This window comes from Silicimonas lutimaris (genome assembly GCF_047314965.1).
GTDB lineage: Bacteria > Pseudomonadota > Alphaproteobacteria > Rhodobacterales > Rhodobacteraceae > JAVJUV01.
In genome coordinates this window covers 203,276-221,733 of sequence record NZ_JBLBVK010000055.1, presented here as the reverse complement: position 1 = coordinate 221,733, position 18,458 = coordinate 203,276, and the positions used below count along the sequence as shown (strand labels likewise).

Below are 18,458 nucleotides of genomic sequence, written 5' to 3'. Positions count from 1 at the left end.
GTGGAGACCGTGTGTCCGGTATCGGGAGAGGCGTTTTTGCCACCCGATGCCGGATGCAAGGGTAGGAAATGCGCTTGCGCCCGTCCCGGTGAAAGTGCTTGATCAATCCCATGTCGAGACCCCGTGAAACCCCGCTTGCCGCCAGCCTTCCAGCCACGGTCCCATTCGTCGGACCTGAGGCGCTGGAGCGCTCTCGGGGGCACCGGTTCAAGGCCCGGATCGGCGCAAACGAGAGTGTTTTCGGTCCCTCTCCCAAGGTCATCGAGGCGATCCGCGATGCGGCGTCCGAGGCTTGGATGTATGGCGATCCCGAGAACCACGAACTTCGCCATGCGCTTGCGGAGCGCTATCAGGTCGCTCCCGATGAAGTCGTCGTCGGAGAGGGCATCGACGGCCTTCTGGGGTATGTCGTCCGGTTGTTCGCCGGTCCGGGGGATCATGTGGTGACGTCGGATGGTGCCTATCCGACGTTCAATTTCCATGTGGCCGGATTTGGTGCGGGTCTGACCAAGGTCCCCTACCGAGACGACAGGGAAGATCCCGAAGCGTTGCTGAGGGCAGTTTCCGAGACCAGTGCGAAACTGGTTTACCTGGCCAATCCTGACAATCCCATGGGGTCATGGCACAGCGCCGGCATGATCGATGATATGATCGCGGATCTTCCCGAAGGCTGCTTGCTTGTGCTGGACGAGGCTTATGCCGAGTTCGCACCCGACGACGCGATACCCCGGATCGATACTTCGAACCCGCAGGTGATCCGGATGCGGACCTTTTCGAAGGCATATGGTTTGGCCGGAATGCGTGTAGGCTATGCCATTGGCGAGCGCGGGCTTATCCGCAGTTTCGAGAAGATCAGGAACCATTTCGGTATGGGGCGTGTCAGCCAGGCTTCAGCCCTCGCCGCGCTGGCGGACGGGGCCTGGCTGGATACGGTCAAGAACGAAGTCACCCGATCACGGGATCGTATCGCGGGAATCGCGCGGACGAACGGATTGAAACCTCTGCCGTCTGCTACGAATTTCGTAACGATCGATTGTGGCGGGGGACCTGAACTCGCGAAGGCGATACTAAAGGCATTGGTCGAGCGGGACATCTTCGTGCGCATGCCTTTTGCGGAGCCCGGCAATCGCTGCATCCGTATCAGTTGCGGAACAACTGCGGACCTGGATCAATTCGAAGCCGCGTTGCCGCTTGCCTTGTCTGACGCCAGAGGCGAATAACCGCCTCTTCACGAAATATTATTCCGTTTGGACTGGATTCACTCCGAACTTCCCCTAGAGTTTTTGGGAGGGGCTTCTGCCGGAGCGTTTCTTTATGGTTGAAGATTACACAAATGCATTCCTTGTTTCGGCGTTCGTGCTGACGTTCATGGCCTTGTTCGCAATATGGGCGTTATGGGGGCTGATGATCGCCGGGCTGGTCGGATGGACAGCTGATCGACTTATAACCGTCGACTTCCGGAAGGACGGTGACGGTTAGAAATCCAGCCTGTCAGTCGACGGTACGGGGGTCGTCAGGGTGAGGTATTCCTGGCGATCACTTCGCCCGCTGCTTCGGCGCCGCCCCTAGCGTGGGGAATTCCGACGGTTTTCAAGCCGGCTTCGATCGTCGCCAGGGCGCCTAGAACCATCTGTGCATTGACGTGCCCCATATGGCCGAGGCGGAAGAAATGGTCCGTCGGCTCCATCCCCAAGCCAATGCCCAGTGTGAGTCCGGCCTGGTTTTCACACCAGTTTCTCAGTTCCGTCGCCTTGTCGGAGCCGACGCGTACACCGGTTACCGCATGTGACCGGAACGAGCGGTCGGGAGCATTCAATTCCAAGGGCCCTTCTTCGCCCCAATGCTCGAAGGCCGCCCAGACAGCCTGTGCGAGTATGCCGTGGCGCCACCAGATCTGCTCCAGACCTTCCTCGGCGATCATGTCGAGCGCTTCGCGCAGCGCGTAGAGCAGATGCGTCGGGGCAGTGCCGGCGAAATAGCGGTAGAAGTAGTCCGGCTCGGTCCGAGGACGCCAGTCCCAGTAATACGACACCGATTTGACCGCTTCGCGCCAGCGGTCGGCCTTGTCGTTGTAAAAAACGAACCCGAGGCCCGGCGGCGTCATAAGGCCCTTCTGCGATGCGGTCACCAGGACATCCACTCCCCAGGCGTCCATTTCCATCACGTCGCAGCCAAGGCAGGCGATACTGTCGACCATGAGAAGCGCGTCATGCCCGGCGGCGTCGATGGCCCGCCGGATCGCTGGCACGTCGCTTCGGACGCTCGTTGAGGTATCGGTTTGCACGACGGTCACTGCGCGTATCCGCCCCTCGGTGTCAGCGGCGAGCCGTTCCTTTACGCGCTCGGGGTCGATCGGCGAACGCAATCCGAATTCAAGTATCTCTGGCTCGATCCCAAGTGAGCGCGCCACCTCGGCCCAGCCATGCGAAAAACGGCCGGTGGACGCGACCAGCACCTTGTCGCCCGGCGAGAGGACATTCGCGGCAGCGGCTTCCCATGCGCCATGGCCGTTGCAGATGTAAATCGCCGCATTGTGCCTGGTTCGGGCTACCGATTTCAGGTCGCGGATCAAGTCCGGCATCATGTCCGGCAGTTCGCCGTGGTAGATGTTTGGTGCAGCACGCATCATCGCGCGGATCACGCGCTCCGGCATGACCGAGGGTCCCGGAATTGCCAGATAGGTGCGGCCATTGCCAAGAGACATGAAGGAAGCTCCGCTTGTCGATTTTCCGTCAGCCCTAGGAGATGCGATGGGGCACGTCAATCGCCCTTCCTCCGCGTCTCTTGTGCCAGTTGGGCCGGCAAGCTAGTCAGGGTCGGGAAACCATTGGGACGGATCCCTTTTGACCGAGACATTGACAGCGTCGTCTTCAGAAACGACCCCAACCGGGAACAGGGTGCTGATCAGGTGGCTGTGGCGCGATTACTTGCGCAGGCACCGTGCTTTCATATTCGTCGCTCTGTTTTTCATGGCCCTTGAAGGTTCGATGCTGGGTGCGCTCAGCTATATCGTGCAGCCCTTGTTCGACGAGGTCTTCGTCGCCGGAGACCGGGGTGCCGTCTTCTGGGTATCCATGGCTGTTGGCGGGCTTTTCGCCGTCCGCGCGATCTCGGCGTTTTCCCATCGGGTACTCATGCATGGCGCAGTCATCCGGGTAATGGCGGATATGCAGCAGGATTTGCTGGCGCATCTGATCTCGCTCGATAGCGCCTTTTTCGCGACCAATCCGCCAGGGACGTTGCTGGAGCGTGTAAGGGGAGACGTCACCGCGGCGAACACCATCTGGCAAACCGTGCTGAGCGCGGCGGCCCGCGACGTGATCAGTCTGATCGCTCTCCTTGGCGTTGCCATATCGGTCGATCCGCTCTGGACGCTGGTGGCCGTTGCCGGCGTGCCATTGTTGATGGGGCCCATCCTGATGTTGCAGCGGTATGTCCGGCGTACCTCGTTTCGGGTGAGGGAGGGAGCGGCACGTCTTTCAACTCGATTGGACGAGATCTTTCATGGCGTGAACACTCTGAAGCTGAATACCGCCGAAGAGCTTGAAACGAAGCGCTTCGGCAGTGAAATGCGGTACTTCGTAAGCAAGGAAATGAAGGCCCGCATGGGGCAGGCGGCGATTCCGGCGCTGACAGATGTCATCGCCGCGATAGGCTTTGCAGGTGTCCTCCTTTATGGCGGCAACCAGATCATCGATGGGCAGAAGACCGTCGGCGAGTTCATGTCGTTCTTCACGGCAATGGGACTGCTGTTCGAACCGATGCGGCGGGTCGCCAATGTCAGTGGCGCATGGCAGGCGGCGCGGGCCAGTCTTGAGCGAATCCGTGCCTTGTTTCATGAAAAGCCCACGATCGTGTCGCCGGTTCCCGCTGTGCCGGCCCCCCCAAGCGCTGGTGAGGCCGACGTGGTCTTCGACGATGTTGTCGTGACATTTGGCACCGAAAACGCGCTGAAGGGCACAAGCTTTGTAGCAAGGGCCGGGGAGACGACCGCTCTGGTGGGAGCCTCCGGTGCAGGGAAGTCAACGATTTTCAATGTGCTGACGCGGCTGGTTGATCCGAGTTCGGGCGGTATCGAGATCGGCGGTGTATCATCGCGCTCGATGGCGCTGCCTGAACTGCGCTCGCTTTTCTCGGTCGTCACTCAGGACGCACCGATGTTCGATGAGACACTCAGGGAAAACATCGTGCTGAACACGCCGGGAGTGTCAGACGCGCAGTTGGAGGATGCGCTGGAGGCCGCTCATCTGAGCGAGTTCGTCGCTGGTTTGCCCCAAGGGTTGGAGACACCCGTCGGGCCGCGCGGTTCGCTTCTCTCTGGCGGACAGCGGCAGCGCGTTGCGATTGCTCGGGCTGTGTTGCGCAATACTCCGATACTTCTTCTTGACGAGGCCACGAGCGCACTGGACGCCGAGAGCGAGTCGCGCGTTCAGGCGGCGCTGGAAAAACTCTCGGTCGGCCGGACGACGCTTGTCATCGCCCATCGGCTCTCCACTGTACGTCAGGCGGACAAGATCGTGGTCATGGAGCGGGGCCGCGTCGTGGATGAGGGGACGCACGCGGATCTGATCGGTCGGGGTGGTGTATATGCCAAGCTGTATGAGTTGCAGTTCGCAGAAGAGTGACGTCTATCGTTCGTAGCGGGCGACCAGATCATCGGGGTTTGCGCCAAGTTTGTATCTCAGAAGCGTTCCGAGGTTGCGTACGATCCGCCGGGCCCATCCGTCGCGCAGGTAGCGCTCTGCTGAAGTGCGTGCTTCGGCGTCCAGCGGTCGCAGGCAGCCCTTGAGCCGTCGGGCCATCGCGACGTCCTCCATCAGCGGGATTTCCGGGTATCCGCCGACATCCTCCAGAAGCCGACGGGAGATCAGAAGCCCCTGGTCACCATATGGCAGGCTCAACCATCGGGACCGGAGGTTCGTGCCCCCTGCCACGAAGCGAGGGACAATCCCGTTCGCTCGAAACTTCAGCCGGAAATATCCGGCCATGCCGCTCCTGTCGGCGATATGGTGTCGAACCGCCGTCGTCCAGCCATCCGAGAGATGGGTGTCGGCATGCAGGATCAGTAGCCAAGGGGCGGAGGATGCGGCCACCCCGCGGGCTATCTGCATACCCCGGCCCGGTGGTCCCGGCAGCCAAAGGGCGCCCAGTTCAGCTGCGGCCTCTCTTGTTTGATCCGTCGACCCGCCATCCGAGATGACAAGTTCCCTTATCAGCCCGTCGGTCGCGCCGGACAGAAGAGCCTCCGCCGTTTCCGGAAGCGCAGCTGACGCGTTCAGCGATGGAATGATGACCGAAAGAGATGCTGGCATTGGGGATGCAGAGTTTTGATCGTCGGCCTATATATGCCGAAAAGGCAGGGAGAAAGCCATGAGCGCAAGGCGCGTCTATCGCATCTCGGGCAAGGACAGGGTGGAGTTTCTGCAGAACCTTGTCACCAATGACGTCAGGCGACTGGATGCCGGCCTGGTCTGGGCCGCGCTTCTGACGCCGCAAGGGAAATATCTTGCGGATTTTTTCCTTGTGCCGGACGGCGAGTCGATCCTGCTGGACGTGGCCGAGCCGCTGGCCGCAGGTCTTGTCCAAAGGCTGACGATGTACAAGCTGCGTGCGGACGTGAGGATCGAGCAGACGGATATCGCTGTGGCGCGCGGCCTTGGCGAGCCACCTTCCGGCGCGTTCGCTGATCCCCGGCATTTTTCGCTGGGATGGCGCGCATATGATGGCCGAACGGGTGAAGAGGCGGACTGGGATGCGTTGCGCGTTGCGGCCGGTGTGCCCGAAAGTGGCGTGGAACTCATCCCGAACGAGTCCTTCCCGCTAGAGTTGGGCTTCGAGACGCTGAACGGAGTGGATTTCCGCAAGGGTTGCTACGTCGGACAGGAAGTCACCGCGCGGATGAAACACAAGACCGATTTGCGGAAGGGCTTGCGTCGGGTTTCTGTAGAGGGCAGCGCCCCGGTTGGTACGGAAATCCTGGCTGAGGATGGTCGCGTTGCGGGAACGTTGTTCACCCAGGCCGGGGGCGAAGGCCTGGCCTACGTGAGGTTCGATCGCGCGGAGGGCAGGATGCAGGCAGGCGCCGCCGTGTTGCGGATTGCCGATGACGTCTGACGTGACCGAAGGGACGGTTTTCTACTTGGTTATTGGTTCCTTCTGGCGACAGAGGACAATTCGTCCCGAAATGGTGTAATCGAAGGCCATGCCCGGCTAACATCCTGGAAGGAGGCATCCCTTGGCCAGCGATACAGTATTGACCGAACTGGACCGGGGCTGTCTGCAGATAACCCTGAACCGGCCCGAACGCATGAACGCGTGGGATTCCTCCATGCGCGCCCGCCTGATCTCGGAACTCCAGGCGGCCGGTGAAAACCCCGAAGTCTCCTCGGTTGTTCTGACGGGCGCGGGAAACCGTGCCTTCTGCGCAGGACAGGATTTGAACGAGGTCACCGACTTCGGGCCGGCAGAGGCTGATGCCTGGATCGAAAGCTTTGGCGCTCTTTACCGCGCTTTGCGTTCGCTTGAGATTCCCGTGGTCTCGGCGATCAATGGCGTGGCTGCCGGGTCCGCATTCCAGTTCGTGCTTCTGACCGACATCCGCGTCGGACATTCCGGGGTTCGGATGGGCCAGCCGGAGATCAATGCCGGCATTGCGAGCGTCACCGGTCCCTGGATCATGCGCGAGGTTCTGGGTCTGTCGCGGACGATCGAGCTGACTTTGACGGGTCGATTGATGGGTGCCGAAGAGGCGCTTCGCCTTGGTGCCCTTCATGAGCTGGTGGAGGAAGAACGTGTTCTCGACCGGGCACGGGAGATCGCTCATGAGCTTGGTGCCAAGCCCCGGACGGCGATGCGCCTGATCAAGCAGCGTTTTTTCGAAGTATTGGAGCCGGGGCTGGACGAGGCGATCGAGGCTGCAAAGCGGCTGCACCGCGTTTCTTTCGAATCCGGTGAGATGCAGGAGGAGACCCGACGGTTTCTGGCGGCGAGAGGCGGAAGAAAGGATGGCTGAGGAAGCCCGCCGGCCTCTGGAGCCTCCATTCGAAGAAACGGTGAGCCACCTGTTGCTTGCGCGGGCACAGGAAGAACCTGATCGCGTGCTCTTGGTCAGGAGCGGTGAGGCGGTGACCCTGTCGCAAATCGCCTTGGCCGCCAGCGCTGTCGCAACGCGTCTGCGTGACGCGGGGATCGCGCCCGGCGACCCTGTTCTGACGATGATGGACGCCGGGCCGAATTACGTCGCACATTTTTTCGGGATCGCGCTTGCGGGCGCCTTGTGGGTTCCGGTGTCTCCGGAAGCGAAAGGACCATCGCTGGCCCATGCGCTCTCTCTTGCTGAGCCCGGGCTTGCTTTCGTGGCGCCGAGCGCGGTGCCCGCGCTGCAGGCTGCGGGTTTTCCCGAAGGCGGGAGGACCGTCGAGACCGACGGTTGGACGACGCTTGCCGCCGAGCCTGGTGCGGTTGGGGATTGGCAAAGTTTCGGGATGCCCGACGACAAAAGGGCGGTGCTCTTCACTTCGGGCACGTCAGGACCACCGAAAGGCGTGCTTGTAACGGACCGGATGCTTCTCGCATCGGCGGCGGGTTGCGCGATGGCCAGCGACTGCGAGGCAGGTGACGGGTACCTGATGTGGGAGCCAATGCATCATGTGGGCGGTCCACAACTCGTGATCATGGCGCTGGCTCTTGGAGCGAAGCTGGTCATGGTGAGACGTTTCAGCGCCACCGGGTTCTGGCCTGATGTGAGGCGCTTCGATGTGACCAAGTTGCATTATCTCGGCGGCATTCTGGAGATCCTTCTCAAGTCGCAGGTCTCGAAGGGGGATCGAACGCATCCGGTAAAGCTGGCTTTCGGAGGCGGGTGCCGTCCGGAAATCGGGAGGGCATTCGAGGCGCGCTTCGGAATTCCGATCCGCGAGGTCTATGGCATGACCGAGGCGTCGAGTTTCACCACCATCAACATGGAAGGCCCGCTGGGTTCTGTCGGGCAGGCTGTCCCGTGGTTGGATGTGAGCATTGAAAACATGGACGGGGCCGGAGCGGGGGAGATCGTGGCAGCCCCTAGATTTCCCGGTCTTCTGACGCCGGGATACCTTTCTAATCCCCAAGCAACCGAGCGGCTCTTGCGGAACGGCGCGCTGTACTCGGGTGATCTTGGCCGACGGGATGGCGAAGGGAATTTCTATTTCATCGGCCGTCAGTCCGACTCCTTTCGGCGCCGGGGAGAGAATATCTCGGCATGGGAGGTCGAGACCGCGCTTTCGTCTCATCCTGACATCGCCGAATGCGCCGTGGTTGGCGTCCCATCGGATATTGGAGAACACGATATTCTCTGTTTCTTGCTTTTGCGCGATGGGTGCGAATTCGATCCGGGGGGGCTGGTCGCATGGTGCCGGGACGCGCTGCCGCGCCAGCATGTGCCAAGGTACTGGAAGCGGGTGGCGCAGTTTGAGCGAACGCCCAGCCAGCGTATTCGCAAGGACCTGTTGAACCGGTCGCTGGAAGGCGTGTTCGACGCCGAAAAAGTCATCCAGTAAGCTTCGATTGTTCAGGTGCGTCTTCTTGCCTGTTCACAAGGCAGAGTTTCGTCGGCCAACGGATTTGGCCGGGTATTGAAAGAAAGGCTTATCATTCTCTCGAAATCAACCCTCGGTGGAATATATCTAGGTCATGGAGAGTGTCGACATACGGCGGCTTCGGCAACGCCTTGGACTTACACAACGCGAGTTGGGTGAAAGGCTCGACGTCGATCAGGGCACGGTCAGCCGATGGGAACGCGGTATCGAGAGCCCGAGACCTTCGCGCCAGAGCCAATTGCGAAAGTTGCAGTCTCGAAACGAGGATGATCGGCAGTTCAGTCGCAGTCTTGCCTTTGTCGCTAACGACTTGCTGCCGGCGACGCTTCTTGATGCGAAGCTGCGTTTGATCGAGGCATCGGATTCGGCAAAGAAGTTCTATGCGGAACGAGGTCAGGACCCGGCCAAACTTCATGGAATGGCGCTTGACAGCCACATCAATCGCTTAGGTGTTCCCGAGTTCACGAAATTCCTGAAGAAGTCGGGGTTGCTCAAGGGAGATGCGCTATTCTTGCGCTTCGTTGTCAATGTGAGCGGCAAGGGCCATGTGACCGTTTGGGAGCCGGTCTTTGTCGAGGGCGAACTGGGCGGAGTACTGAACTATATAACGGAACGCTTTGCCTTTCCCGCCAACGATGAGCACTCGATCGAGCTTGTCGAGTATGCCCCTGCGGCGAACCCGAAATGTATTGTCAAGGTTCATCGCGGCAAAAGGGCAGATATGATTGCCGAACTTACTCGATAGTTTGTTTGCTTTCAGGTTGCTTGGCGCTTGCGCTCACCAAAAGGATTTGATTCCGAAACGCATATTTTCGCCCTCCCAATCTCAATTGCCGCGTGTTGAGGTTCTTTTGAATGGTCGGTTCAAGCTTGGTTGCACAGTAGTGGATTTTGAATATTTCCGGTGTCCTTGCGTCTTTTAAACCGTTCAAGGATCGGCCGCCCGAGAAAAGGTCTTTGCATGCCGTTCGTATCGACGGCGGAAGCCACGGAGATCGGCGCGCAGTCGTTTTGGCATGCGACCGAGTGAAGCGGGGTCAGCCGTCTTCGAGAAGGCAGTCTTGGCCCCGATCTGCTCGTCATCTCCCAGACACGCGATCGAGGTTGAGGAGGACGAGTAAGTTTTCGAGTGCAAGAACCGGTATCGGTTCATGGCGCCACGGCAGTGGCATAGCAACGAACGACTAACCAAAAGGGAAAGGGAAGTAGATGCACTACACAACCAAGTTTGCCGTAGTGGCCGCCGGGGTTCTGGCATTGGCTGGCTGCGTGGAGGATGGCGGCAGCTCGGTCGCGGCGCCTTCGGCCGCAGAGCAGGCGTGCCTTCAGAGAACCAGCATTGAAACAGGCAACGGCGATGTTGTCGTGCTGAGTTCCAGCTTCTCTCAGGCAGGGACGGAAGTCATCGTCGGTGTCGGCCCGCAGCGTGCGCGTTGGCAGTGCATAGCTTACAGCGATGGCAGCACCACGCAGCCGATGTCTCTGACAAACGAAGGTTTTCTTTGATCTGGGTAATTGAAGAGGCGGCAGGGCAATGACGCTCTGCCGCATCATAGTCATTCTCTTCGCGATTCTTTGGGCAGCGGCCCTCGCTTTGCTTGCCATCGGCACATTCGGGTGGTTCGGGCAAGAGCCGGACCCGCTCTCGGGCATCTTCGTGGTGCTAATGGGATCGCCCTGGGTCCAACTGGCTGGAAAGATCGGCGTTGAGTCGATGATCCTGGCTATTCTGACGCCAGGCCTGAACCTGATAATTCTGATCCTGATCTGCCGTCTTATGGGGCGGCGTATCTGAGAAGCAAAAAAGGAAACAACATGGGCAAGGCGCTTATTGCAATTCTGGGACTTGTCGTGGGTCTCGTTGGTGGAACGGTTTTCGGCGGCTCGTTGCTTGGTGGAACCGCGGCCGGCATCGGCATCGCCACCGGTTTGAGTGCGGGAGTCTGCTCAACGATTACGGCAGCAAAAGACGAGGGTTTGTTGACGGACGAACAAATCGCGCAGGTGCTGATGCGTGCCACAAGCGAGATGGGCGGAACGGTGCCGGAAGGTACTTCTCTGATCGGCAGCGCTGATGAATGCGCAGAAGTCATGGAGCGTCTGCGGAGTGCTGCTGCAGAGTGATTGTGAGGGCTAGCGTTCGTACAGCGCGGCGCAGCCTGTCGACATGAGCGCAGAGAGAGTCGAAAGTGTCGGGTATGTATTCATCGCCTGATACCGAGTTCCTGTCTTCAAGAAACTCCGAGGCAGCCGCTGGCAGGATCGTCGCGGTAGACATCGCGCGCACGCTGGCGATCCTTGGCATGGTCGTGTTTCATTTCGTACGCGATCTCGAGTTGTTCGGTCTCATCGAGCCGGGCACCACTCTGACCGGCAGTTGGGCGGTATTCGCTCGCCTTGTCGCAGGGAGTTTTCTCTTTCTTGTCGGCGTCAGCCTTGTTCTTGCACATGGGGACGGCATCCGATGGAACTCCTTCATACGCCGATCCCTGATCCTTCTTGCTGCAGCCCTTGCGGTCTCAGTCGCTACTCTCGTTTCGGTGCCGCACCGCTTCATCTATTTCGGTATTCTGCACGCTATCCTCGTTTCCAGCCTGTTGGGCCTCCTGCTCGCCGACCGGCCGGCATGGATGTCGATTGTTGCCGGGCTAGGCGTGGTCGCCGTCTGGGCCGTCTGGGCGCGGGGAGTCGACCTGCCGCCCTGGATGGGTTGGACCGGACTGGCAGCGTCTCCCCGTCCTGCGCTTGACCTCATCCCGCTTGTTCCGTGGCTGGCCCCCACATTGTTCGGCATCGCTTTTGCCAAAGTGCTTGGCGTGGTTCGGTGGAGGGCAGTATCCCGGCCGATTGAAAGCAAGCTGGGTTGGCCCGGGCGGCATAGCCTTGCGATCTATCTTTTGCATCAACCAGTCATCATTGGGCTGATCTGGGTTTTCTTGCGTATCCCGTAGACTGCCAGCGCGGCCATGAAGGCGTGCCGTTATGGGCTAAAGGCCTTGCTCCTCACCGTTCTGAGACTGGAATACTTCTCGTAGTGCGTCGAGATAAATCAGCGAGTCCCTCGTCGCATCTTCGAGGTCAAGTGATGCCGTTCGAGAGACGGAAAGCCTCCCGTTGCTGTCACGGGCAATCCATCCCTTTTGTTCGAGGATGCTGACTTTCCGTCTGACAGTTTCCCGGGGAATGCCCGTATAGTCGGCGAGCGACTGGATATTGATCGGCAATTGCAGATTCAGATCATCGGACGCGTTGGTTAGCTGGCGATAGGTCAACAGTTCGGGGGCCCAGTTTTCAGGGCGTGTCCGCTCGCCGATCACGGCCATTATCAAGAGCAGGTCGAGGTCATCGTCGAATCTGGCACGCAGCTTGGACAAGAGCCGCGTAAAAGCGGCGAGGTGGACGGGCCAGATTTCGGAGAAGTTGTCCCTGATGAAAGAGTTCTGCTCTGTTTGACGTCTACCCATCCAATCTCATCCCATGACTGCGTGCCCATTTTGGGTATCGTGGTGTTTGAAGTCCAGGTAGAGCGCACTACCATCCATGCAATTGCAGCGGTAGTAGGGATGGCGTCGTGCAATATAACTTTCCACGTTTGCGCGCTTTTGAGCCTATTCGCGGTAAGGAAACATCGGCTTTAACGGCTGCATTCCTTGTCGCGATGATGGCAACCGGGGTCAGCGCTCAAGATCGCGATCCGATGCTCTTGCATGACGCGAACGGCCTGAAGATACGGGGACACCTTCAGTTCGGCCTGAATGCCGTCGTTGAACGCAACCTGTTCTGGGACTTGGCGGCCACGACCGCCCCTGGAAGCGGTTTCGATCCCGATGCGGAGTGGCTGGAAGGATACGTAAAGCCCGGCTTAAGCTTTGAAAAACAGATTGATACGGGTGCCGTTCTTTACGGCAAGCTGTCGGCAGTGGCGTCCTATACCTGGGGGACAGACGCGTTCGACACGGGCGATACGGGCGCGACGACGCTCGAAGAAGCCTATCTTGCCGTCCGTGGGGATATGGGCTCCGGCCTCTCCTACGACGTGTCTCTTGGGCGTCGCGAACTCACCCTCGGCACCGGCATGTTGATCGCGAACGGCGCGACCAGCGGTTTCGAGCGCGGCGCTCTCAAGTTCGGCCCGCGCAAGGCATGGGAAGTCGCTGCGATCGGGCGCTTGTCATCCGGTGACGTGACGGGCACTGTCTTCTACCTTGATCCGAATGAATTGCCGTCCACGAACGGTGACAACGAACTTGCCGGCGTTGATGTGCGCCGGGATGATTCGAATGGCGGCTATCTCGGTGCGACCTTCGTGACCGTGCTCAACTCCCGCTCGCCATACCCCCAGATCGGAGGCCCTCCGGTGACGGGCGCCCGCGAAGGGACAAACACCATCAACGTCTATGCCAAGACCAATCCTTTCGAGGGTAGCCTTGAGAATTGGGTTTTCACAGGCGACGCGGCCTATCAGTGGAATGACGATTTCGATCTGCGGTCCTGGGCAGGTCGCGTCACGGCGGGGTATACCTTTGCGGACATGCCTTGGACGCCGAGTCTGACGGTGGGCTATCAGACTTTCTCGGGCGACGATCCTGCGACGACGAAATACGAACGTTTCGATCCGCTCTACTACCAGGGCAGCCCCAGCGCGTGGGCGACAGGATCGAAGTCGGCGTCGACGTTCATCAATTCGAACGTGAACGCGTTGTCGCTGGCCTTGAAGGTACAGCCGACCAAGACGGATACGCTGACTCTTCGCTATGCCCATATCCGTGCGAACGAGTTGAACAGCCCGATTCAGTTTGGCCAGGCAACGAGACTGGACTCGTCGGGTACCATCATTACGGGCGTCACGAACTCGCATCTGGCGGATGACGTGTTCCTCGAATACAGCCGTATCATTAACCGAAATACGTTCCTGACTGCTGGTGTCTCCGTCTCGGTGCCCGGCGCGGGTATCGAGGGGGTCGTCGGCGGGAGCGCGCCCACATGGACAGGAGGATTCATCAATGTCGTCGTCAACTTCTAAGCACGTCTCGCTGGTAGCGGGGCTTGCCCTGTCTGTGGGGCTTTCTACCGCAGCATTCGCGCAGTCGGAACCGCTTTCGGCGCAGGAGTCGGATCCCAACGTTATGGGCTGGATGCAGGGGTTTCCCCCATCGCCCGACAAGATGATCATGCAACCGGATTCGAACTATTTCAGCTTTCCGAAGCTTCGTTGGACTGTCTGCCACCTGCGTGAATTCCTGCCGACCGAAGAGATCAGCCGCGGCATAGGTGCACCGGTTTCGCTCGACTATCTGCCGCCGTCCGAATTCGCGGACATGCGCCAGGAAATCGACGCTCTGACCTTCATGCCGATCAACGGCGAAGCCGAGATGACCTGGGAAGAGTCGCTCTATGCCAACTACACCGACGGCATGCTGATCATGCATAAGGGGCAGGTGGTCTACGAGCGCTATTTCGGCTGCCTCGAAGAAGACGGCAAGCATGCGATCATGTCGATGACCAAGTCGATTACCGGCCTTCTGGGCGAGATCCTCGTGGAAGAGGGTGTTCTGGACGATACCCTTCTTGTTCGCGACGTCATTCCGGAAATCGGCGACAGCGCTTTCGCTACAGCGACCGTACGCGAGGTCATGGATATGACCACGGGCGTTCAGTATTCCGAGAACTACTCCGATCCGAATGCCGACATCTGGCTTTATTCGGCTGCGGCCAGCCCGCTGCCCAAGCCGGAAGGCTACGAAGGTCCGAATGGATACTGGGAATACCTGCAGCAGGTGAAGCCCGAAGGGGAGCACGGGGCGGAGTTCCATTACAAGACGATCAACTCCGACATGCTTGGCTGGATGATCAGCCGCGTGACTGGCAAGGCCGTAACTGATCTTGCGTCCGAACGTCTCTGGCGGCCAATGGGCGCCGAGCAGGATGCCTACCAGACCGTCGACGGCAAGGGAGTGCCCTTCGCGGGCGGTGGCGTTTCCGCCGGTCTGCGCGATCTTGGGCGTTTGGGGATGCTGATGCTGAACGAGGGTGAGATCAACGGCCAGCGTCTGTTCCCTGCGCAGGTCGTGCAGAACATTCGCGCGGGCGGCGACCAGTCCAAATTCGCTGGTTTCCCGACGATCCCGAACGGCAGCTATACCAGCCAGTGGTGGGTCTTCCACAATGAGCACGGCGCCTATGCCGCGCGCGGAGTCCATGGTCAGACTATTTATGTCGACCCAACAGCCGAAATGGTTCTGGTGCGTCTCTCATCTTTCCCGCGCGCGCAGAACGGGTTCATCGATCCCACGTCGCTTCCGGCTTATCAGGCAGTCGCAGAATACCTTATGTCACGGTGATCGCTCGCGAATGACTTAGCTAGCAGGGACCGGGCGCATATCGCTCGGTCCCTGTCTTTCGTACAGGGAACTTCTATACGAAGTCCGCGTCGGGGCTATCGGCAAAAAAAGCGGGTCTGAGCCTCTCGTTTGCTCCAACCCGCTGAAGTTGCCGCAAAGCGCCCTCAGAAGAGTATTTCGTCATCAAAAGAGAGCCACCCAGAGCGCAGCCAAGCACGGCGCTCGTGGCGGAATCCATCGGGAAATGTATTCCTGCTATCGACCAGTTCGCGGCGATACGGTGAGCAATGCAGAACGGCATCGCGGCGATCTGCCTGACGGCATTCGTTTCCGTCAGCGCTCCTGGAACCAGCCCGGTCATGATCAGACGCGCCATTCCGGTGGCGGCAGCGAAGACTTCAATGGCCTGGCCAGACGGGTCGCTGTAATGATCCGGCGTTGCATCAACGGTTGGATTTGCGGCGCGTCGTCAATCGGACGCGGCGCGCGGCAGAAATGTTTGCCTGGCATTTCCACATGTATCGCCAGCCGGAGAACGGTCGAGAGAACTTCGAGCGTCGCCGCGTTCTGGCTGGCACTGAAATGCTCGACTATTCCGACGAACAGCAGGAGATCGAATATCTGGTTGATGGTCTCCGCTATCTTGTCGCTGCGCAAATCCATATAGGGGCGCACCATCTGGAGCTGTTGGCGGAATACCTGCTTGCCCAGACGAACAAGAGTTACAGCAATATAACCCTTTACTGAGATGGTTACCTGTCCATCGTGCCTGTCACGACGATATCGGGGTGCAGAAGGGAATCAAACAGTGCTGAGCGTTCAGCAGGTAAGAGATAACTGAGGTCGATATAGGAAGCGCCCCAAGGTGCGCGATCGTGCAGTGCATGTCCGTCCCAGTATCCAGCTGCTCCATCATATGTGGCTGACCAGTGCCGATGCGAGGAAGGCGCGGCCACCGCGGCCGGCATGCGCGGTCCCCTGACTTTGACCTTGCCCCGCCGCCGGCAACTCGCACTTCTCAACCCTTCCGTTGATCACAGACTGTTGTGACGGTGTGTGCCTTCTCAAAGGTGCTCTTGGTGAAAATGTTAAATTTCACGGATAATTCACGGAAATCGCCGTTTTGCCCGAGTAATCTTAAATCTGTTGAAGAGAAAGGTGACCCATCGTGCAACTTTTTCGCAGGACCCACGCGTTGCGAGTGTCGCAAGATTGCCAGAAGGGGATTCAAAGAAGGTGACTGAGACAGGCCACGCTGTGCTAAACCTTTACGGGCGGTTCTTTTTTCGTAGCCATGACGGCCGCGACATCGGACCCAAAAGCGCCAAGTCCCAAGCGCTGATAGCACTTCTTGCCACGAGCGACGGGAACGGCCGTGGTCGACTTTGGCTCCAGAAGCGGCTTTGGGCGAATAGCGAGTCCGACAAGGCCGCGATCAGTCTACGGCAGGCTTTGAGCGAGATCCGCCGTTCGCTGGACGAGGACCGCAATCTGCTGATTTCTGACCGGCGCAGCGTTGCACTGGACATGTCGCGCATTGTTTTGAGGCCGGCCCAGCCTGGGGCTGAGTTCCTCGAAGGCATTGGCATTTCGAGTTCGGATCGCGGTCTTCAAGACTGGCTTAGGAAGCAGCGCGAGCCTTTGGTCGCGCTGGATTCCTGTCGGTTGAATTCGCCGGAAGTTTCCCGGGAGCAGAAGCCTCCGGCGAAGCCCGTCATAGTGTTCCAAGTGCTGGGCGACAAAGGTACAGAACTGAAACTTGTCGAAGACATCTTCGTGGATTGCATCGCGCGCAGTCTGCGCGAGACGCTTCTGGTGGATGTGCACATCGGCAATGCGCAAAGTTTTCCTTACACGGTCTTTCGCGTGGAGGTGCAGGCTTTGCGTCAGGGCAGTAAACGCGTCGGGTTGCGCGCACGCATAAATCATGGAGATCCCTCAAGCCTCGTCTGGTCCGGCATGACATCGACCCAGCTCCATGGAGCGCCTCCTGTCGAAGACTTGGAGGTCGTCTCGCTTGGCAACCAGTTGATCGACGCATTGGCGGATGCGATGACCGTCCGGGTCGCAGCTACACAGGACATTCGCGACGTCAACATGCTGACTCGGTTGGCGATCCGGCGCATCTTTTGCCTGCGTCCCGATGCGCTTTTGGAAGCCGACGCGATGTTGGCACGGGCGCAAGAAATCGGTCCGCGAGCCCTGATCAGTGCATGGCGCGCACAACTGCGCCTGATCCAGCAGGTCGAATTGCATCCCGACCGGTCGGAGAATCTTTCGGAGGAGGCGCGCCGATTCTGCACCGAAGCGCTGGAGCTTGAGCCTCTGAATTCGATGGTCCTTGCTGTGGTTGCCAACGCCCGCCTCGTTCTAGACAAGGACGTAAGCGCCTGCATGGAGCTGGCCCGCCGCAGCGTGTCACTGAATCCGTCGAATCCGTTTGCTTGGAACAGTCTTGCCACAGCCAAGCTTTATGCCGGCGATATCGGGGAAGCCCACGCGCTGGCGGTTCGTGCGCAGCGCATCTCCTCTGGTTCGCCCTTCGGGCACTGGTGGGACTTCGGACGCTGCCTGACCGCAGCACTGACCGGGCAGCGCGATGAAGCCTTGCAGTTGGCTGAGGCGGCTCATGCTCTTTCGCCCGAATTCCGTCCACCGTTGCGCTACCTGACGGCGCTTTACGCAGCAGCCGATCGGCCGAATGACGCCCGGCGTGCTGGAGAGCGGCTGAAAAAGCTGGAGCCGGGTTTTAGTTTCGAGCGGATGGCGAGGGATGACAGTTACCCGATCTCGCCCTTGCGCTGGAGTGGTCTTTTGGACGCGGACCGGTTGCTTGACCTTGAGGAACGGTAAGGTCGACCTGCGGCAAACGGCTTGCCCCTATCTCGCGAAAGAAAAGCGGCCTTCGACAATCCGCGCGATAAGACTGCATCCATTCTCCGTCAAACGAAAATGCTGCCATGCGTTCGTTGCGAACTTTCGGGGAGCGAGGCCATAGATCATGATGTCGATCAGGTCGGGCTTCGGCGGCAGGCTGACGGGAGCAGCGCCAATCAGAACCTCGCGCCAAGTGGCTTCCATATTCTCCAGCTCGAGAGCGGCAGCGATATATTCCTGATCAACGATGTCGATATCCCGTGCGTCTGCCGACTGGGTAACCAAGGCATGGGCAAGTTCATGCGTGACAAGGGACTCGAGGAGTACCTCAGGGGGGAGGAGGGCGTAAGGGTCGTAAGGTGAAAGAATGTCGCCAAATTTTTCCGGCGCGGTAATGCTGATGACGTCGAAGCCGCATTCGAAATAGGAAAGGCATTTGCCGATGGGGTGAGATATCTCGCCTACCACCTTGATAGAGATGGGGCGTGTCTGTTCCAAGCCACAGGAAAGCAGCAGGTCGCGTGCATCGAGGAGGTCACCGCACAACTGGGTGCCGAGCGATTGAGACGGGGTTTCTATTGTGAATGCGCCATTGCCGCATTCCTGGGTTTCGCTGTTTGCCGCATGCCCCGAAAAGATGAGGGCGAGGGCAATTGCCAACGGC

The 18,458-nt window shown here is 59.4% G+C and carries 21 protein-coding genes; 15 read left to right on the top strand and 6 right to left on the bottom strand.

Annotated elements, in window-relative coordinates; genetic code table 11:
- Window positions 1–110: 110 nt before the first annotated feature.
- Both ACKLNI_RS17025 and ACKLNI_RS17020 read left to right on the top strand, forming a co-directional pair.
- Window positions 111–1,220 (top strand): pyridoxal phosphate-dependent aminotransferase, encoded by a 1,110-nt coding sequence (locus ACKLNI_RS17025; RefSeq protein WP_413720286.1) that lies wholly within the window; start codon window positions 111–113, stop codon window positions 1,218–1,220.
- A gap of 94 nt (window positions 1,221–1,314) precedes the next feature.
- Window positions 1,315–1,479, top strand: a complete 165-nt coding sequence (locus ACKLNI_RS17020; RefSeq protein WP_413720285.1) for a hypothetical protein — start codon at window positions 1,315–1,317, stop codon at window positions 1,477–1,479.
- A gap of 34 nt (window positions 1,480–1,513) precedes the next feature.
- Here the strand turns inward: ACKLNI_RS17020 and ACKLNI_RS17015 are convergent, their stop codons facing one another.
- Complete coding sequence (locus tag ACKLNI_RS17015) at window positions 1,514–2,704, bottom strand: pyridoxal-phosphate-dependent aminotransferase family protein (RefSeq protein WP_413720284.1); 1,191 nt, start codon at window positions 2,702–2,704, stop codon at window positions 1,514–1,516.
- A 193-nt stretch (window positions 2,705–2,897) separates the two neighbouring features.
- Here ACKLNI_RS17015 and ACKLNI_RS17010 point away from each other — a divergent pair, with 193 nt between their 5' ends.
- Window positions 2,898–4,625, top strand: coding sequence for an ABC transporter ATP-binding protein (locus ACKLNI_RS17010; protein WP_413720283.1), 1,728 nt, complete (start codon window positions 2,898–2,900; stop codon window positions 4,623–4,625).
- Between the two features lie 3 nt (window positions 4,626–4,628).
- Here ACKLNI_RS17010 and ACKLNI_RS17005 read toward each other — a convergent pair whose 3' ends face one another.
- A complete protein-coding gene (locus ACKLNI_RS17005; protein ID WP_413720282.1) occupies window positions 4,629–5,312 on the bottom strand; it encodes a TIGR04283 family arsenosugar biosynthesis glycosyltransferase in 684 nt (227 codons plus the stop codon).
- 58 nt (window positions 5,313–5,370) lie between these two features.
- Between ACKLNI_RS17005 and ygfZ the strand changes: the two genes are divergently transcribed.
- The 8 genes from ygfZ (at window position 5,371) to ACKLNI_RS16965 (ending at window position 11,527) form a co-directional block, all read left to right on the top strand.
- Window positions 5,371–6,114, top strand: coding sequence for a CAF17-like 4Fe-4S cluster assembly/insertion protein YgfZ (gene ygfZ, locus ACKLNI_RS17000; RefSeq protein ID WP_413720281.1), 744 nt, complete (start codon window positions 5,371–5,373; stop codon window positions 6,112–6,114).
- A 121-nt stretch (window positions 6,115–6,235) separates the two neighbouring features.
- Window positions 6,236–7,012, top strand: coding sequence for an enoyl-CoA hydratase/isomerase family protein (locus ACKLNI_RS16995; protein ID WP_413720280.1), 777 nt, complete (start codon window positions 6,236–6,238; stop codon window positions 7,010–7,012).
- On the top strand, window positions 7,005–8,537 hold the full coding sequence (locus ACKLNI_RS16990; protein WP_413720279.1) for a class I adenylate-forming enzyme family protein: 1,533 nt from the start codon (window positions 7,005–7,007) through the stop codon (window positions 8,535–8,537). The genes ACKLNI_RS16995 and ACKLNI_RS16990 overlap by 8 nt, the downstream gene beginning before the upstream one ends.
- Before the next feature lie 133 nt (window positions 8,538–8,670).
- On the top strand, window positions 8,671–9,321 hold the full coding sequence (locus ACKLNI_RS16985) for a helix-turn-helix domain-containing protein (protein WP_413720278.1): 651 nt from the start codon (window positions 8,671–8,673) through the stop codon (window positions 9,319–9,321).
- A gap of 464 nt (window positions 9,322–9,785) precedes the next feature.
- The gene (locus ACKLNI_RS16980; RefSeq protein ID WP_413720277.1) at window positions 9,786–10,082 is read left to right on the top strand and encodes a hypothetical protein; all 297 of its coding nucleotides are present in this window, start codon (window positions 9,786–9,788) and stop codon (window positions 10,080–10,082) included.
- A gap of 28 nt (window positions 10,083–10,110) precedes the next feature.
- Window positions 10,111–10,371 carry a hypothetical protein gene (locus ACKLNI_RS16975; RefSeq protein ID WP_413720276.1) on the top strand — a complete coding sequence of 87 codons (261 nt, stop codon included), beginning with the start codon at window positions 10,111–10,113 and terminating at the stop codon, window positions 10,369–10,371.
- 20 nt (window positions 10,372–10,391) lie between these two features.
- Complete coding sequence (locus ACKLNI_RS16970) at window positions 10,392–10,700, top strand: hypothetical protein (protein WP_413720275.1); 309 nt, start codon at window positions 10,392–10,394, stop codon at window positions 10,698–10,700.
- Between the two features lie 74 nt (window positions 10,701–10,774).
- Window positions 10,775–11,527, top strand: a complete 753-nt coding sequence (locus ACKLNI_RS16965; RefSeq protein WP_413720274.1) for a heparan-alpha-glucosaminide N-acetyltransferase — start codon at window positions 10,775–10,777, stop codon at window positions 11,525–11,527.
- Window positions 11,528–11,563: 36 nt separating this feature from the next.
- Here ACKLNI_RS16965 and ACKLNI_RS16960 read toward each other — a convergent pair whose 3' ends face one another.
- A complete protein-coding gene (locus ACKLNI_RS16960) occupies window positions 11,564–12,040 on the bottom strand; it encodes a helix-turn-helix domain-containing protein (protein ID WP_413720273.1) in 477 nt (158 codons plus the stop codon).
- Window positions 12,041–12,273: 233 nt separating this feature from the next.
- On the opposite strand from ACKLNI_RS16960, the gene ACKLNI_RS16955 reads away from it, so the two are divergent.
- Window positions 12,274–13,599, top strand: coding sequence for an alginate export family protein (locus tag ACKLNI_RS16955; protein ID WP_413720272.1), 1,326 nt, complete (start codon window positions 12,274–12,276; stop codon window positions 13,597–13,599).
- Window positions 13,580–14,917, top strand: a complete 1,338-nt coding sequence (locus ACKLNI_RS16950) for a serine hydrolase domain-containing protein (protein WP_413720271.1) — start codon at window positions 13,580–13,582, stop codon at window positions 14,915–14,917. Before ACKLNI_RS16955 ends, ACKLNI_RS16950 begins: the two co-directional genes overlap by 20 nt.
- A 73-nt stretch (window positions 14,918–14,990) precedes the next feature.
- Here the strand turns inward: ACKLNI_RS16950 and ACKLNI_RS16945 are convergent, their stop codons facing one another.
- Window positions 14,991–15,293 (bottom strand): hypothetical protein, encoded by a 303-nt coding sequence (locus ACKLNI_RS16945; protein WP_413720270.1) that lies wholly within the window; start codon window positions 15,291–15,293, stop codon window positions 14,991–14,993.
- An 80-nt stretch (window positions 15,294–15,373) separates the two neighbouring features.
- Here ACKLNI_RS16945 and ACKLNI_RS16940 point away from each other — a divergent pair, with 80 nt between their 5' ends.
- Complete coding sequence (locus tag ACKLNI_RS16940) at window positions 15,374–15,664, top strand: hypothetical protein (protein ID WP_413720269.1); 291 nt, start codon at window positions 15,374–15,376, stop codon at window positions 15,662–15,664.
- 5 nt (window positions 15,665–15,669) lie between these two features.
- Here ACKLNI_RS16940 and ACKLNI_RS16935 read toward each other — a convergent pair whose 3' ends face one another.
- A complete protein-coding gene (locus ACKLNI_RS16935) occupies window positions 15,670–15,885 on the bottom strand; it encodes a hypothetical protein (protein ID WP_413720268.1) in 216 nt (71 codons plus the stop codon).
- Window positions 15,886–16,153: 268 nt separating this feature from the next.
- Between ACKLNI_RS16935 and ACKLNI_RS16930 the strand changes: the two genes are divergently transcribed.
- Entirely contained in the window at window positions 16,154–17,770 is a 1,617-nt protein-coding gene (locus ACKLNI_RS16930; protein ID WP_413720267.1) for a hypothetical protein, read from the top strand.
- A 27-nt stretch (window positions 17,771–17,797) separates the two neighbouring features.
- On the opposite strand, the gene ACKLNI_RS16925 is transcribed toward ACKLNI_RS16930, so the two are convergent.
- A complete protein-coding gene (locus ACKLNI_RS16925) occupies window positions 17,798–18,454 on the bottom strand; it encodes a DUF6639 family protein (protein WP_413720266.1) in 657 nt (218 codons plus the stop codon).
- Between the last annotated feature and the right edge of the window lie 4 nt (window positions 18,455–18,458).

What these genes read in the sequence shown, in the direction of transcription:
- ACKLNI_RS17025 (WP_413720286.1), top strand. Translation starts at nt 111, where the DNA reads ATGTCGAGACCCCGTGAAACCCCGCTTGCCGCCAGCCTTCCAGCCACG.
- ACKLNI_RS17020 (WP_413720285.1), top strand. Translation starts at nt 1,315, where the DNA reads ATGGTTGAAGATTACACAAATGCATTCCTTGTTTCGGCGTTCGTGCTG.
- ACKLNI_RS17015 (WP_413720284.1), bottom strand. Translation starts at nt 2,704, where the DNA reads ATGTCTCTTGGCAATGGCCGCACCTATCTGGCAATTCCGGGACCCTCG.
- ACKLNI_RS17005 (WP_413720282.1), bottom strand. Translation starts at nt 5,312, where the DNA reads ATGCCAGCATCTCTTTCGGTCATCATTCCATCGCTGAACGCGTCAGCT.
- ygfZ (WP_413720281.1), top strand. Translation starts at nt 5,371, where the DNA reads ATGAGCGCAAGGCGCGTCTATCGCATCTCGGGCAAGGACAGGGTGGAG.
- ACKLNI_RS16990 (WP_413720279.1), top strand. Translation starts at nt 7,005, where the DNA reads ATGGCTGAGGAAGCCCGCCGGCCTCTGGAGCCTCCATTCGAAGAAACG.
- ACKLNI_RS16985 (WP_413720278.1), top strand. Translation starts at nt 8,671, where the DNA reads ATGGAGAGTGTCGACATACGGCGGCTTCGGCAACGCCTTGGACTTACA.
- ACKLNI_RS16980 (WP_413720277.1), top strand. Translation starts at nt 9,786, where the DNA reads ATGCACTACACAACCAAGTTTGCCGTAGTGGCCGCCGGGGTTCTGGCA.
- ACKLNI_RS16975 (WP_413720276.1), top strand. Translation starts at nt 10,111, where the DNA reads ATGACGCTCTGCCGCATCATAGTCATTCTCTTCGCGATTCTTTGGGCA.
- ACKLNI_RS16970 (WP_413720275.1), top strand. Translation starts at nt 10,392, where the DNA reads ATGGGCAAGGCGCTTATTGCAATTCTGGGACTTGTCGTGGGTCTCGTT.
- ACKLNI_RS16965 (WP_413720274.1), top strand. Translation starts at nt 10,775, where the DNA reads ATGTATTCATCGCCTGATACCGAGTTCCTGTCTTCAAGAAACTCCGAG.
- ACKLNI_RS16960 (WP_413720273.1), bottom strand. Translation starts at nt 12,040, where the DNA reads ATGGGTAGACGTCAAACAGAGCAGAACTCTTTCATCAGGGACAACTTC.
- ACKLNI_RS16955 (WP_413720272.1), top strand. Translation starts at nt 12,274, where the DNA reads ATGCTCTTGCATGACGCGAACGGCCTGAAGATACGGGGACACCTTCAG.
- ACKLNI_RS16950 (WP_413720271.1), top strand. Translation starts at nt 13,580, where the DNA reads ATGTCGTCGTCAACTTCTAAGCACGTCTCGCTGGTAGCGGGGCTTGCC.
- ACKLNI_RS16945 (WP_413720270.1), bottom strand. Translation starts at nt 15,293, where the DNA reads ATGGCGCGTCTGATCATGACCGGGCTGGTTCCAGGAGCGCTGACGGAA.
- ACKLNI_RS16935 (WP_413720268.1), bottom strand. Translation starts at nt 15,885, where the DNA reads ATGCCGGCCGCGGTGGCCGCGCCTTCCTCGCATCGGCACTGGTCAGCC.